General features: G+C 60.9%; 13 protein-coding genes. All 13 read left to right on the top strand.

Annotated features, from left to right (window positions below):
* The first annotated feature begins 109 nt into the window (after positions 1-109).
* The 13 genes from IBT47_RS09125 to mdcH all read left to right on the top strand — a co-directional run bounded on the left by IBT47_RS09125 (position 110) and on the right by mdcH (position 13,295).
* Positions 110-1,546: a circularly permuted type 2 ATP-grasp protein gene (locus IBT47_RS09125; RefSeq protein WP_105592490.1), complete on the top strand. Its 1,437-nt coding sequence runs from the start codon at positions 110-112 to the stop codon at positions 1,544-1,546.
* Entirely contained in the window at positions 1,540-2,469 is a 930-nt protein-coding gene (locus IBT47_RS09120) for an alpha-E domain-containing protein (protein WP_200560187.1), read from the top strand. The genes IBT47_RS09125 and IBT47_RS09120 overlap by 7 nt, the downstream gene beginning before the upstream one ends.
* The gene (locus IBT47_RS09115) at positions 2,469-3,269 is read left to right on the top strand and encodes a transglutaminase family protein (protein WP_200560186.1); all 801 of its coding nucleotides are present in this window, start codon (positions 2,469-2,471) and stop codon (positions 3,267-3,269) included. Before IBT47_RS09120 ends, IBT47_RS09115 begins: the two co-directional genes overlap by 1 nt.
* Before the next feature lie 18 nt (positions 3,270-3,287).
* Complete coding sequence (locus tag IBT47_RS09110) at positions 3,288-3,998, top strand: proteasome-type protease (RefSeq protein WP_200560185.1); 711 nt, start codon at positions 3,288-3,290, stop codon at positions 3,996-3,998.
* A 136-nt stretch (positions 3,999-4,134) separates the two neighbouring features.
* Positions 4,135-5,862 (top strand): lysophospholipid acyltransferase family protein, encoded by a 1,728-nt coding sequence (locus IBT47_RS09105; RefSeq protein WP_200560184.1) that lies wholly within the window; start codon positions 4,135-4,137, stop codon positions 5,860-5,862.
* 260 nt (positions 5,863-6,122) lie between these two features.
* On the top strand, positions 6,123-7,775 hold the full coding sequence (mdcA, locus tag IBT47_RS09100) for a malonate decarboxylase subunit alpha (RefSeq protein ID WP_200560183.1): 1,653 nt from the start codon (positions 6,123-6,125) through the stop codon (positions 7,773-7,775).
* Positions 7,775-8,668: a triphosphoribosyl-dephospho-CoA synthase gene (locus IBT47_RS09095; RefSeq protein ID WP_200560182.1), complete on the top strand. Its 894-nt coding sequence runs from the start codon at positions 7,775-7,777 to the stop codon at positions 8,666-8,668. The genes mdcA and IBT47_RS09095 overlap by 1 nt, the downstream gene beginning before the upstream one ends.
* Before the next feature lie 106 nt (positions 8,669-8,774).
* Positions 8,775-9,074 (top strand): malonate decarboxylase acyl carrier protein, encoded by a 300-nt coding sequence (mdcC, locus tag IBT47_RS09090; protein ID WP_105592484.1) that lies wholly within the window; start codon positions 8,775-8,777, stop codon positions 9,072-9,074.
* Entirely contained in the window at positions 9,067-9,903 is an 837-nt protein-coding gene (locus IBT47_RS09085; protein WP_200560181.1) for a biotin-independent malonate decarboxylase subunit beta, read from the top strand. Before mdcC ends, IBT47_RS09085 begins: the two co-directional genes overlap by 8 nt.
* Positions 9,900-10,700: a biotin-independent malonate decarboxylase subunit gamma gene (mdcE, locus tag IBT47_RS09080; RefSeq protein ID WP_200560180.1), complete on the top strand. Its 801-nt coding sequence runs from the start codon at positions 9,900-9,902 to the stop codon at positions 10,698-10,700. The genes IBT47_RS09085 and mdcE overlap by 4 nt, the downstream gene beginning before the upstream one ends.
* A gap of 129 nt (positions 10,701-10,829) precedes the next feature.
* Complete coding sequence (locus IBT47_RS09075) at positions 10,830-11,789, top strand: AEC family transporter (RefSeq protein ID WP_200560179.1); 960 nt, start codon at positions 10,830-10,832, stop codon at positions 11,787-11,789.
* Position 11,790: 1 nt separating this feature from the next.
* Entirely contained in the window at positions 11,791-12,396 is a 606-nt protein-coding gene (locus tag IBT47_RS09070) for a malonate decarboxylase holo-ACP synthase (RefSeq protein ID WP_200560178.1), read from the top strand.
* On the top strand, positions 12,393-13,295 hold the full coding sequence (mdcH, locus tag IBT47_RS09065; protein WP_200560177.1) for a malonate decarboxylase subunit epsilon: 903 nt from the start codon (positions 12,393-12,395) through the stop codon (positions 13,293-13,295). The genes IBT47_RS09070 and mdcH overlap by 4 nt, the downstream gene beginning before the upstream one ends.
* Positions 13,296-13,308: the final 13 nt, after the last annotated feature.

The raw sequence follows: 13,308 nt of genomic DNA, 5'->3' as shown, positions 1-13,308 counted from the left end.
TGCACCTGGTGCTGCGCTCATACGCTTCGCGGGGTGCCTGCCTCCATCAGGATACTGGCACGCTTTGTGCAGCTTTGAATGTGGGTTCACAGACAGCGGTAGGGAAATCATGAATCAAAGCTATGAATTAGCGTCGCACTTTTATGATGAAATGTTGCTGAGCGATGGACACTATCGTCAACACTATCGGGAATACTGGCAGTGGCTACAGCAGGCTGACCAGCAGGCGATTGCGCGTAAGCGCGAAGAAGCGGAACTGCTCTTTCACCGCGTGGGAATTACCTTCAATGTTTATGGCGAAGACGGCGGCGCGGAGCGGCTGATTCCGTTCGACAGCGTGCCGCGTATTATACCCGCTGCGGAGTGGGCGATGCTCGACAAAGGCATTCGCCAGCGCGTCCAGGCGCTGAATGCCTTCCTGCACGACATCTACCACGATCAGCATATCCTGAAATCCGGCATTATCCCTCCCGAACAGGTCCTGGTTAACGAGCAGTATCAGCCCTGCATGCAGGGAATTAACCTGCACCGCAATATCTATGCGCACATCACCGGGGTGGATATGGTCCGCAACGGCGACGGCGAATACTACGTATTGGAGGATAACCTGCGTACCCCGTCCGGGGTGTCCTACATGCTGGAAAACCGCAAAATGATGATGCGGCTCTATCCGGAACTGTTTGCCGATCAGCGCATCGCGCCGGTTGAGCGCTATCCTTCACTTCTGCTGCAAACCCTGCGCGAAAGCTCGCCGGTCAACGACCCGGTGGTGGTGGTACTCACGCCCGGGCGTTTCAACAGCGCCTATTTCGAACACAGCTTCCTCGCGCAGCAGATGGGTGTAGAGCTGGTGGAAAGCGCCGATCTGTTTGTGAAAGATGGGGCGGTACTGATGCGTACCACCGCCGGACCGTGCAAGGTGGATGTGATCTACCGCCGCGTCGACGATGCTTTCCTCGATCCCCTGGCTTTCCGCCCGGATTCGATGCTGGGCGTTCCCGGCCTGCTGTCGGTTTACCGCAGCGGCAATGTGGTGCTGGCTAACGCCATCGGCACCGGCGTCGCCGATGATAAATCCATCTACCCCTACGTGCCGGATATGGTGCGTTTCTACCTGGATGAAGATCCGATCCTCAACAACGTGCCGACCTGGCAGTGCCGCCGACCGGAGGACCTCTCCTGGGTGCTGGCGAACCTGGAAAAACTGGTGGTGAAAGAAGTTCACGGTGCTGGCGGCTACGGCATGCTGATCGGCCCGGTGGCCAGCCGCCAGCAGTTGGACGATTTCCGCGCGCTGCTGAAAGCGCGGCCGCAGAACTACATTGCCCAGCACACGCTGGCGCTCTCTACCTGCCCAACCTTTGTCGAACAGGGGCTGGCACCGCGCCATATCGATCTGCGGCCGTTTGCTCTCAGCGGCGCGGAGATCCGCCTGGTGCCAGGTGGCCTGACCCGCGTGGCGCTGACCGAAGGCTCGCTGGTGGTCAACTCTTCACAGGGCGGCGGCACCAAGGACACCTGGATTCTGGAGGATGACGCATGCTGAGTCGCACGGCTACTGGCCTCTACTGGATGGCGCGCTATCTGGAGCGCGCGGAAAATATTGCCCGGGTACTCGACGTCACCAATCGTCTGTCGCTGATGCCGGTGCGCGGCAGCCATAACAACGAGCTGCGCGTACCGCTGAACCTCACCAACACCAGCGAACTTTACTGGTCGGTCAGCGACGCGCTGGCGATGCCGCAGCTGTTCAGCTTTTTTGCCCTCGACGACCGTAACCCGTCCAGCATTTTCAACTGCTGGCAGGCGGCGTGGAACAACGCCCACGCGGTGCGCGGCAGCCTCTCTTCGGAAGTGTGGGAAAGCATCAACTCCAGCTGGATCGAGCTGCGCAAAATCCGGCGGCGCGGCGTCGGCAGCGGCGGGGCGGATGCGTTCTTTGACTGGGTAAAAGAGCGCTGCCATCTGTTTCGCGGGGCGATGTTCGGCACGCTAATGCGCGGCGATGCGATGAACTTTATCCGCCTCGGCACGCTGCTGGAGCGCGCCGACTGTACAGCACGCCTGCTGGATGCTTATCAATACCTCTCGGATGCCGACGACGACACGGTGCGGGAATACTACCGGCTGGATACGCTGCTGCGTTCGGTTTCGGCCCGCGAAGCCTATCACAGCATCTACAAGCAGCAGCTGGCGGCGGAGGGCGTAAACGAAATGCTCATCCTGCGCGAGGAAAGCCCACGATCGCTGCGATCCTGCGTAGAGGATATCGCCGGGCTGCTCGAACAAATCGGCAGCAGCGGCGAGGATCGTCCGCGCTATCTGATCAGCGTGCTGCACGCGCAGCTGCGCTTCAGCAGCAAAGAATCGGTACTCGATCGCGGGCTGCACGCCTGGCTGAGCGCCTTTCTGGGCGAACTGGCAACGCTGTCCGACAGCATTCATCATACCTATCTGGAGGCGAAATAATGCAGCTTACCATCGAACATAAAACCTGTTTCAGCTATCAGGACCGGGTGACGCAGAGCACCCAGTACCTGCGCCTGACGCCGCAGGATTCCGCCCACCAGCGGATTATTTCCTGGGAGCTGCGGCTGCCGGGCGAGGCGGTCTGCACGACCGATGCCTGGGGCAACGTACTGCACGTGCTGACGCTGGATACACCGCATCAGGCGATTGAAATTGAAGCCCGTGGCGTGGTGGAAATTATCGACGGCGGCGAGTTTGCTGCCGATGGGGCCAACGCGCTGTCGCCGCTGGTGTTTCTGCGTCAAAGCGCGCTGACCCTGCCGGATGAGGCCATCCGCGACTTTGCCCGCCGCTATTACCGCCCTGAAGCGCCGCTGGAGAGTCTGGAGCGGCTGATGGGCGAACTGCTACTGAAAATGCCCTGGCAGCCGGGCAGCACCCGGGTGACCGACTGCGCGGCGAAAGTCTTTGCCGCCGGCAGTGGCGTTTGCCAGGATCACAGCCACGTATTTCTTGCCTGCTGTCGCAGTTTGCAGATTCCCGCACGCTACGTCAGCGGCTATCTGTATACTGACAATGTTAAACACGTGGCAACCCATGCCTGGGTGGAAGCGTGGATCGACGACAGCTGGCACAGCTTTGATATTACCAATAACACCCGCAGCATCCGTCAGCACCTGAAGCTGGCCGTTGGCGTGGACTATCTGGATGCCTGCCCGGTGCGCGGTATGCGCCTCGGCGGCGGCAGTGAGGACATGCAGGCGGTCGCCGTAGTGCAGCAGGTGAATTCGCAGCAGTAATCTTTAATCGGGAAAACTATGACCTATTGTGTGGCAATGCGCTTATCGTCAGGGATGATTTTCGTTTCCGACTCCCGTACCAATGCGGGTGTGGATCATATCTCCTCTTTCCGTAAGCTCCATGTATTTCAACAGGATGATGAGCGGACGCTGGTGCTGCAAAGTGCCGGCAACCTTGCCACCACGCAGAGCGCGTTAAGCCTGCTGCGCCGGGGCTGTGAAGACGGTAAAAAACCGAACCTGATGAGCTGTAGCAATATGTACGACGTGGCGCTGCTGGTGGGCGAAACGCTGCGGTCGGTGATCAAGCGCGATGGTGAAGAGTTTGGCGGCACGCTGCTGCTCGGCGGGCAGATCAAAGGTGAAGAGCCCCGGCTGTTCCAGATCTACCCGCAGGGCAACTTTATTGAAGCCAGTACCGATACGCCTTATTTCCAGATTGGCGAAAGCAAATACGGCAAGCCGATTATCGACCGCGTACTGCGCTACGATACGCCGTTGGATCAGGCGATGCAGTGCGCGCTGATTTCCATGGATTCTACTCTGGCGAGTAATATCTCGGTTGGCTTGCCGCTGGACGTGATGATCTACCCGGCGGACAGCTTCAGCACCGCGCAGCAGTATCATATTACCGAGAAGCACCCTTACTTCTCGCAGATCCGCCAGCTGTGGAGCAGTGGGCTGTTGAGCGTTTTCTCCCAGCTGCCTTCCCTACAGCTGGAGGAGTAATTTTCTCCCCGATTTAACCCCCTTGCCGCGCGGTAAAACAGACCGCGCTGCGCTGTCTTTTTTTCGTCATTTTTTTGCCATGTTGGCGTCACTCCCGATGGTTAGTGTGCGGATAAAACACCCGGGAGATAAGCCTGTGTTTACTATTGAAACCGTACTTGAAGACCTCTATCCGCAGCGTGAAACCCCTTCCTGGCAGAAAAGCATTCTGCGCCGCCTGCTGCATGAAAAAGAGTTCCAGCGATTCAACCAGCGCTATAAACACCTGAAAGGGCTGGATATGGTCGAGCAGGTGCTGGAATACCTCGATGTCAGCTGTGAACTGAGCGAGCGCGACCTGGAGCAAATCCCCAGCCAGGGACCGGTGGTGATCGTCGCCAACCATCCGCTCGGTACGCTGGATGGGCTGGCGCTGCTGCATGCGGTGTCGCAGGTGCGGCGCGATGTGAAAATCGTCACCAATCGCCTGCTGAACTGCCTGGAATCGCTCAGCAGCCTGATGGTGCCGGTGGATAACATGGGTAACCGCACCAGCCGCCAGCAGGTCGCGCTGATGCAGGATCAGCTGGAAAGCCAGGGCGTGCTGATCTTCTTTCCGGCGGGGGAAGTTTCGCGCTTCGGCAGCAAAGGGGTGAAGGACGGCAAATGGAGCCACGGCTTCCTGCGGCTGGCCGCACGCTACCGCGCGCCGATCGTGCCGATCCACGTCAGCGGCCGCAACAGTGCGCTGTTCTACCTGACTTCCAAAATCTACCAGCCGCTGTCGATGCTGCTGCTGGTAAAAGAGATGTTCGGCAATCGCGGCGAGCGGCTGAAGCTGAAAATCGGCGCGCGTATTCCCTACGCCAGCTGGCACGACGGCCGTACCCCGGCGAAAGAGCTGGCTGCACGCTTCCGCCGCCATCTGTATCGCGTGGCGCAGGGCAAATCTGCGCTGTTCCAGACCGAAGCGGCCATCGCCCGCAGCGAAGACCGTGCGGTGCTGAAACGCGCGCTGGCGGGCTGTGAAGTGCTGGGCAAGCTGCCCGATGGCAAAACCATTTACCTCTATCGCCGCAACGGCGAGGACTACGTGCCGATCCTGCGCGAGCTGGGCCGGCTGCGTGAAATCGCCTTCCGCGCGGTGGGCGAGGGCAGCGGCACCCGCCGTGACCTCGACGACTACGACGACGATTATTACCACCTGATCCTCTGGGACGAAGAAGCGCTGGATATCGTCGGTGCCTACCGCTTTATTCCCACCGCCGAGCAGTTTGAGCGCAAGGGGCTGGACGGCATCTACAGCCACAGCCTGTTCCACTACGATCACCAGATGGATCCGGTGCTGATGCAGGGCATTGAACTGGGCCGCAGCTTTATCCAGCCGGCCTACTGGGGCAAACGCGGCCTCGACTATCTGTGGATGGGCATTGGTGCTTATCTGGCGAAGTACCCGCAGTACCGCTATCTGTTCGGTCCGGTGTCTATCTCCGGCGGCCTGCCGCTGGCGGCGCGGGATCTGCTGGTGGCGTTCTATCGCCTCTACTTCGCGCCGCTGCTGCCGCTGGCCACCTCGCGCCGCCCGTATCCGGCCTCGTTACCTGACGTGCTGGCCCAGTTCAGCGGCGATAACTACAGCGAAGATCTCAAGCGCCTGAAGCGCCTGCTGGCCAACCTCGGCACCGGCATTCCGCCGCTGTACAAGCAGTATTCCGAGCTGTGTGAAAGCGGCGGCGTACAGTTTATTGACTTCGGCAGCGATCCCGATTTTAACCACTGCATCGACGGCCTGGTGCTGGTGGACCTTACCCGGCTGAAAGAGAGCCGCTTCCAGCGTTACATCGCCATTCACCAGCAGCCGGAGCAGGAAACTGCCGTCGGCTGACGCCTGTCCCCTTCCGCCACAAACGTTCAGGTTAATAAAATGGCTAACGTTTGTGGCATTTTTGATTCAACCTGCTGGATATAAACTGAATACATTCCGTGCTTTAGCGCTAATTCCCTGAACAATGAGGGGAATTTTTTAATCGTTACTCTCAGAGTAACGATTTGGCACGAAGCGTAATTGATGAACACCCCATTCCGGTACAGACTGGCTGCCATACTGAAAGCATCTGCAGAAGATGCACTTACAGGAGGTTAACCATGTTATCTACCCCGTCACCCCTGGTCTGGGATACACGTCGGCGCGAGAAACAGCGCCGTATAGCCAGCCTCGGTATCCCTCATAAAGTTCTGCCCACCGACGATATTGTTGCCATGCTTGAAAAGCTGATCTCACCCGGCGACCGGGTGGTGATGGAGGGCAACAACCAGAAGCAGGCTGATTTCCTCTCGCGTTCGCTGGCGCAGGTTAACCCGCAAACGCTGCACGACCTGCATATGATTATGCCCAGCGTCGGCCGCAGCGAGCATCTTGATATCTTTGAAAAGGGCATCGCCCGCAAGCTGGACTTCTCATTTTCCGGCACCCAGAGCCTGCGTATTTCGCAGCTGCTGGAGGATGGCCTGCTGGAAATCGGCGCGATTCACACCTACATCGAGCTTTATGCGCGGCTGTTTATTGACCTCTCGCCCGATGTGGCACTGGTCGCCGGATTTAAAGCCGACCGCAAAGGCAACCTCTACACCGGGGCCAGTACCGAAGATACCCCGGCGCTGGTCGAAGCCGCTGCGTTTCATAACGGCATCGTTATCGCTCAGGTTAACGAACTGGTCGATGATGAGTGCGATCTGCCGCGTGTGGATATCCCCGGTTCCTGGATTGATTTCGTGGTGGTGGCCGACAAGCCTTTCTTTATCGAACCGCTGTTTACCCGCGACCCGCGCCTGATTAAGCAGGAACACGTGCTGATGGCGATGCTGGCGATTAAAGGCATCTACGCCGAGCACCAGGTACAGTCGCTGAACCACGGCATCGGTTTTAACACCGCCGCCATCGAACTGCTGCTGCCGACTTACGGTGAAAAACTCGGCCTGAAGGGCAAAATCTGCCGCCACTGGGCCCTGAACCCGCATCCGACATTAATCCCGGCCATTGAAAGCGGCTGGGTGAAAAGCGTGCACTGCTTCGGCGGCGAGCTGGGCATGGAAAACTATATTGCCGCTCGCCCGGATGTGTTCTTTACCGGCCACGACGGTTCCATGCGCTCTAACCGTGCCTTCTGCCAGATGGCCGGGCAGTACGCGGTCGATATGTTTATCGGTTCGACGTTACAGGTTGACGGCCAGGCAAACTCCTCCACCGTGACCCGAGGCCGTCTCTCCGGCTTCGGCGGTGCGCCCAATATGGGCCACGATCCGCACGGTCGCCGCCACGCTACCCCGGCCTGGCTGGCGATGATCAATGAACCCGACCCGCTGGCGCGCGGCCGCAAGCTGGTGGTGCAGATGGTGGAAACCTTCCAGGCGGGCGTTAAACCGACCTTCGTGGAAAAACTGGAGGCGATAGACGTGGCGAAAACCGCCGGTATGCCGCTGGCACCGGTGATGATCTACGGTGATGACGTGACCCACGTACTGACCGAAGAGGGGATTGCCTATCTCTACCGCGCCAGTTCGCTGGAAGAGCGTCGGGCGATGGTGGCGGCGGTTGCCGGTATCACCGACGTTGGCCTCGGCGTGGATGCGCAGCGCGTGGCTAAGCTGCGTCGCGAAGGCAAAGTGGTGTTCCCGGAAGATATCGGCATCCGCCGTACCGATGCCAGCCGTTCACTGCTGGCGGCAGGCAGCGTCGCGGACCTGGTCGAATGGTCCGGCGGCCTTTATCAGCCACCGGCTAAATTCAGGAGCTGGTAATGAGCCCGCAGCGGCAGCTCGCCGCGATTGTTGCAGAGCGCCATGCGCGGCATCTGGCCGTGGTGGCGACCCACTGCCTGCTGGAGGAGGCGAACCTGACGCCGAAGCCGGGCCTGGTGGATCGCCGGGGAAGCGGTGCGCACAAGGATCTCACGCTGGATCTCCTTGAACGCTCGGCCCACAGCCTGACGCCGACCTTCTACGCACTGGCGCTACAGTGCTGGCAGCGCCCGGCGGATGTGGCCCTGCGCCAGCTGGTCGGTCGGCTTGGCCGCGAAGGCGAAGCGCAGATGATGCAGACCACCGCAGGCGTTAACACCCATCGCGGCGCGATCTGGGCGCTGGGCCTGCTGATTGCCGCCAGCGCGATGCGCGGTGGAGAAGGCAGCGTGCAGCAGGTGGTTGACGGTGCCGCCGCGCTGGCGATGTTGCCTGATGATGCGGCTCCGAAGCTGTTCAGCAACGGCCAGCGGGCCAGTTCGCGCTACCGTCTGCCGGGCGCGCGTGAAGAGGCCCAGCAGGGCTTCCCGCACGTGGTGAACCTGGCGCTGCCTCAGCTGTACCGCAGCCGTCGGCAGGGGGCCAGCGAAAGCGAAGCCCGTCTGGATACGCTGATGATCATGATGACGTCACTCAGCGACACCTGTGTGCTGTCGCGGGCGGGCATGGACGGACTTGAGGCGATGCAGCAGGGCGCGCAGGCAGTACTGGCGGCAGGCGGCGTTAGTCAGCCTGCGGGGCAGCGCGCGCTGGCGCGGCTCGATGCGCACATGCTGGCGCTGAATGCTTCGCCGGGCGGTGCAGCCGATCTGCTTTCCGCCACGCTGTTTCTTGATCGTATCTGCCCGGGGCCTGATGCGCCACGCGATGCAGGCCCGCTATCGGTGCGGTGAGTTAAGCCTGCGGCGAATCACATCCGTCAGTGTGGGTTCCTGACACTCCGAAGCGGCGGCCCGTAACGGCCGTCCGACACAAGGATTTTTATTTAAAGAGGATCTTATGCAACAGATAAGCCTTTGTTTTTCAGCCTCGCGACGCCTTAGCGGCAGATCGCTGGCGGGCGTTGTGGGTTCAGGCGACATGGAAGTGCTGTTTGTCGCCGACGGCAGCGACACCCTGAACGTTGACATCATCACCTCGGTGGATAACAGCAGCAAGCGCTGGACCGCGCTGTTCGAGCGGCTGGGCACCTTCGGGGATTTGCCCGCCGGTCAGATGACCATCCACGACTTCGGTGCCACGCCCGGCGTGGCGAGGATCCGCATTGAGCAGGTATTTGAGGAGGTAGCCGATGCGTAACGATCTCAGCTTTATTGAACTGAATGCCCGCCAGCGCGCACGGCTGTTGCTGGACCAGGGCAGCTTCCGCGAACTGTTAGACCCCTTTGAAGGGATCGTCTCACCGTGGCTGGGCATGCAGGGGATTGTCCCGCAGGCCGACGACGGTATGGTGGTGGCGAAGGGCACCATTGACGGCCAGCCTGCGGTAGTGATTGCCATTGAAGGCGCGTTCCAGGGCGGCAGCATGGGCGAAGTGTCGGGTGCCAAAATGGCGGCGGCGCTGGAGCTGGCGGCGGAAGATAACCGCAACGGTATTCCTACCCGTGCGGTGCTGTGCCTGGAAACCGGCGGCGTGCGGCTACAGGAAGCCAATCTGGGCCTGGCCGCGATCGCCGACATCCACGCGGCGATCGTCGATCTGCGTCGCTATACCCCGGTAGTGGGCATTATTGCCGGCACCGTCGGCTGCTTCGGCGGCATGTCCATCGCTGCCGGACTGTGCAGCTATCTGATCGTGACCCGCGAAGCGCGGCTGGGATTGAACGGCCCGCAGGTTATCGAGCAGGAGGCGGGCATTGACGAATATGACTCCCGCGACCGTCCGTTTATCTGGAGCATGACCGGTGGCGAAACCCGTGCGGCCAGCGGGCTGGCGGATGCGCTGGTCGGCGACGGCCAGAAGGCCGTGAAGCAGGCGATGCGTGATGCGCTGGCGAAGGGCGTACCGGCGGTACACCGTTCCGAAAACTATCCCTGGTATCTGCCGCGACTGACGAAGTTTGATACGTCCCGGCAGGCGGATTCACAGCAAATCACACGGCTTTTCAGCAAGGAGGATCGGTCATGAAACAGCAAACAGGACGCGGTGAAATCTGGCTGCAAACACTGACTGCCGGTGCCAGCCGGATGCCGGGACTGTGCCCGTCAGTCCAGGTTGCCGATGGTGAAGTTCACGGTGAAGCCGCACGCTTTATCGCCGTCGTGGCGGATAAAAATAACCACTTCCCGCGCGCTGCTGGCGGGGAAGCCGGACTGCTTGAGGGCTGGACGCTGGCGAAGGTGGTGAGTGAAACCGTAGCGGAAGACGCAAATAAATCGGAGAAACGCATCATCGTGGCGGTGATCGACGTTCCCAGTCAGGCCTATGGCCGCCGCGAAGAAGCTTTTGGTATCCATCAGGCGCTGGCCGCAGCGGCAGGCGCTTACGCCAGCGCGCGGCTGGCAGGCCACGTGGTGATTGGGCTGATTGTCGGTAAGGCGATGTCGGGGGCGTTTCTGGCTCACGGCTATCAGGCTAACCGGCTGATCGCCTTCAATGACGGCGGCGTGATGATCCACGCGATGGGTAAAGAGGCGGCAGCACGCATCACTCTGCGCAGCGTCGAGGCGCTGGAAAAACTGGCGGAAACCATCCCGCCAATGGCCTACGACATTCACCACTACCAGACGCTGGGCCTGCTGGAGTCGCTACTGGATATCAGCAAACCGGACGAACCGGATGCCGGCGATGTCGCACAGGTTCGCCAGGCGCTGGCCGCCGCCGTCGCTGCCGCCCGCCGCGATCCCGGACTGCAGTGTCGCCTGCAGGCAGAGAACCGCAGCAGTTCAAAACGGGTGCGTGAATTGATGCGCGCAGCCTGGTAAGAAAGTAGCTAAGACAAACCTGCCGGGTTATCTGCGGGGGCAAACGGAGCATTCGCCCCCGCAGCAATGGCCTGAAAAATAAAATAATAATCATCGCACCGGTGCTTAATCAGACTACCAGGTGATGTTATGACATATATAATTATCCATGCGCTTGCCCCTATTTTTGTGATTATGCTGCTCGGCTTTTACGCCGGCAAAGCGAAGATGGTGGACAACAAAAATGTGGCGCTGCTAAACGTCTTTGTGATGGATTTTGCGCTACCCGCCGCACTGTTTAGCGCGACGGTTAAAACCCCCTGGCTGGGGATTGTCCAGCAGTCGCCGCTGATCGTGGTACTGGTACTGTCGATGTGGGTGGGCTGGTTTGCCATCTATTTTATTGCCACGCGGCTGTTCCATAAGTCACCGCAGGATGCTGCCGTACTGACGCTCACTGTTGCTCTGCCGAACTATGCGGCGCTGGGCCTGCCGATCCTCGGTAGCGTACTGGGTGAAGGGCCGTCGACGTCGCTGTCGGTAGCGGTATCGATCGCCTGTGGTTCGGTGCTGTTGACGCCGTTCTGCCTGCTGATCCTCGAGCGCGAAAAAGCGCTGGCGGCAGGCAACGGCCAGCAGTCCGGGATCGGTATGCTGCCAATCCTGATGTGGCGTTCGGTAACTAAACCTATCGTTTGGGGTCCGCTGCTGGGTGTGGTGCTGTCCGGGCTGGGGATCGGCATGCCGGAAATCGTGCTGGCGGCGATTAAACCGCTCGGCCTGGCGGCTACTGCTGCCGCACTGTTCCTCACCGGGGTGATCCTCTCCGCCCGTAAGCTGAGCATCAACGGTGCAGTGATCGTGGGCAGCATCACCAAGCTGCTGATCCAGCCGCTGATCGCCTGGGGTGTGGTACTGGCGATGGGCCTGCATGGTCAGGTGGCGATCACCGCGATCCTGATGATCGCGCTGTCGGCGGGCTTCTTCGGGGTGGTATTTGGCAACCGGTTTGGCGCGCAGTCACCGGATGCGGAGGCCGTTCTGCTAATCACGTCACTGTTGTGTATCCTTAGCCTGCCGTTGTTTATCACGCTGACTTCCGGGATGTGAAATGAGTTCACCACACGATCTGATTTGGGTTTCCGACCGCGCCGCATTACAGGGCGATCTGCCGGAATGGGTGGCCAGCCAGTGGCGGCCAGCGCTGCCGCTGGTGGTGCGCAGGGATGTTGATGAGGGCGGACGCGTGCCGGTTGGCGTACGCGGCCTGCGGCGCGATCTGCGAGCAGCAGGCTGGGTCGATCCGCGTCATATCCGGCGAATTGTGTCGCCGGAAATGCTCAGCGATCCGGCGCGGCTGCTGGCATCGCCCTATATTTCGCAGCCGCCGCTGCAGGCCGCGCTTCAGCTGGCCCAGCAGGCGTGGCCGTGGAGCTGGGGTATCGCCGGCAGCGTTGGCTATGCGCTGGCAACTGAAGTACCGGTGCTGCGCGACAGCAGCGACCTCGATCTGCTGATCCGCAGCCACTGGCCGCTCGATAATACCGAGCTGCTGCGCTGGCAGACATTTATCAGCCAGCTTCCCTGTAGGGTGGACACTCAAATCGGCACGCCGCGTGGTGGTTTTGCGTTAACAGAATGGCTGCGGGAAGGGCGGGTGATGCTGAAAACACCACATGGCCCGCTGCTGACCGATCGGCCCTGGAGTACAGAATGAAAGTCCTTTTCTCTTTTCCAGGCCAGGGCGCACAGCGGCCCGGCATGTTACAGCAGCTGCCAGACGGTGATGCGCTGCTTGATGAGGTCAGCGACGTTCTGGCGGAGGACGCGCGACGGCTGGACAGCGCGGAGGCGCTAAGGCACACCCGCGCGGTACAGCTGTGCATCCTGATTAGCGGCGTTGCCCACGCCCGCGCCCTTGAGCGGCAGGGCACCGTTGCCGATATGACCGCCGGGCTGTCGATCGGCGCCTATCCGGCGGCGGTAGTGGCCGGATCGCTCGCGTTCAGCGACGCGCTGCGGCTGGTTTCACTGCGCGGTACGTTGATGGAGAACGCCTGGCCGCAGGGCTATGGCCTGACGGCGATCGTGGGATTCTCTCAGGCGGATCTGCTGCCGCTGCTCGGCGACGACTGCTGGCTGGCCAACGTCAACAGCCCGCAGCAGCTGGTGATTGCCGGATCGGATGCGGCGATGGCGCGGGTCGGTGCCGCAGCGAAATCGCTGGGTGCCCAGCGCGCCTGTCGGCTGGCGGTGAGCGTGCCTTCGCACTGTGAACTGCTGGCGAAGCCCGCGCAGGAGCTGGCGCAGGCCTTCCAGGCGGTCACGCTGCATCGTCCACGCTGTGCGTATCTCAGCGGCAGCAGCGCGCGAGTGCTGTGGCAGCCGCAGCAAATTGCCGACGATCTGGCCTGGAATATGGCACGCAGGGTGAACTGGTATGATGCGATGGCGGCGGCAGAGGAACGTGACGTCGGGCTGGCGATCCAAATGCCGCCGGGTTCGGGGCTGACCGGCCTGACGCGGCAGTCATTTAGCCTCGGCGGTGAAGCGATCTCGCTGGAGCAGAGCGGAGCCGAACTGGCTTCCCGCCTGGCGCAGAGGGCCAGGGGCTAGTTTCCGGGCGGCA

The organism is Erwinia sp. S43 (genome assembly GCF_016624745.1).
GTDB classification, from domain to species: domain Bacteria; phylum Pseudomonadota; class Gammaproteobacteria; order Enterobacterales; family Enterobacteriaceae; genus Erwinia; species Erwinia coffeiphila.
Note: the sequence above shows the minus strand (reverse complement) of the source record. Positions and strands in the feature narration are given on the sequence as shown.

What these genes read in the sequence shown, in the direction of transcription:
- IBT47_RS09125 (WP_105592490.1), top strand. Translation starts at nt 110, where the DNA reads ATGAATCAAAGCTATGAATTAGCGTCGCACTTTTATGATGAAATGTTG.
- IBT47_RS09120 (WP_200560187.1), top strand. Translation starts at nt 1,540, where the DNA reads ATGCTGAGTCGCACGGCTACTGGCCTCTACTGGATGGCGCGCTATCTG.
- IBT47_RS09115 (WP_200560186.1), top strand. Translation starts at nt 2,469, where the DNA reads ATGCAGCTTACCATCGAACATAAAACCTGTTTCAGCTATCAGGACCGG.
- IBT47_RS09110 (WP_200560185.1), top strand. Translation starts at nt 3,288, where the DNA reads ATGACCTATTGTGTGGCAATGCGCTTATCGTCAGGGATGATTTTCGTT.
- mdcA (WP_200560183.1), top strand. Translation starts at nt 6,123, where the DNA reads ATGTTATCTACCCCGTCACCCCTGGTCTGGGATACACGTCGGCGCGAG.
- IBT47_RS09095 (WP_200560182.1), top strand. Translation starts at nt 7,775, where the DNA reads ATGAGCCCGCAGCGGCAGCTCGCCGCGATTGTTGCAGAGCGCCATGCG.
- mdcC (WP_105592484.1), top strand. Translation starts at nt 8,775, where the DNA reads ATGCAACAGATAAGCCTTTGTTTTTCAGCCTCGCGACGCCTTAGCGGC.
- IBT47_RS09085 (WP_200560181.1), top strand. Translation starts at nt 9,067, where the DNA reads ATGCGTAACGATCTCAGCTTTATTGAACTGAATGCCCGCCAGCGCGCA.
- mdcE (WP_200560180.1), top strand. Translation starts at nt 9,900, where the DNA reads ATGAAACAGCAAACAGGACGCGGTGAAATCTGGCTGCAAACACTGACT.
- IBT47_RS09075 (WP_200560179.1), top strand. Translation starts at nt 10,830, where the DNA reads ATGACATATATAATTATCCATGCGCTTGCCCCTATTTTTGTGATTATG.
- IBT47_RS09070 (WP_200560178.1), top strand. Translation starts at nt 11,791, where the DNA reads ATGAGTTCACCACACGATCTGATTTGGGTTTCCGACCGCGCCGCATTA.
- mdcH (WP_200560177.1), top strand. Translation starts at nt 12,393, where the DNA reads ATGAAAGTCCTTTTCTCTTTTCCAGGCCAGGGCGCACAGCGGCCCGGC.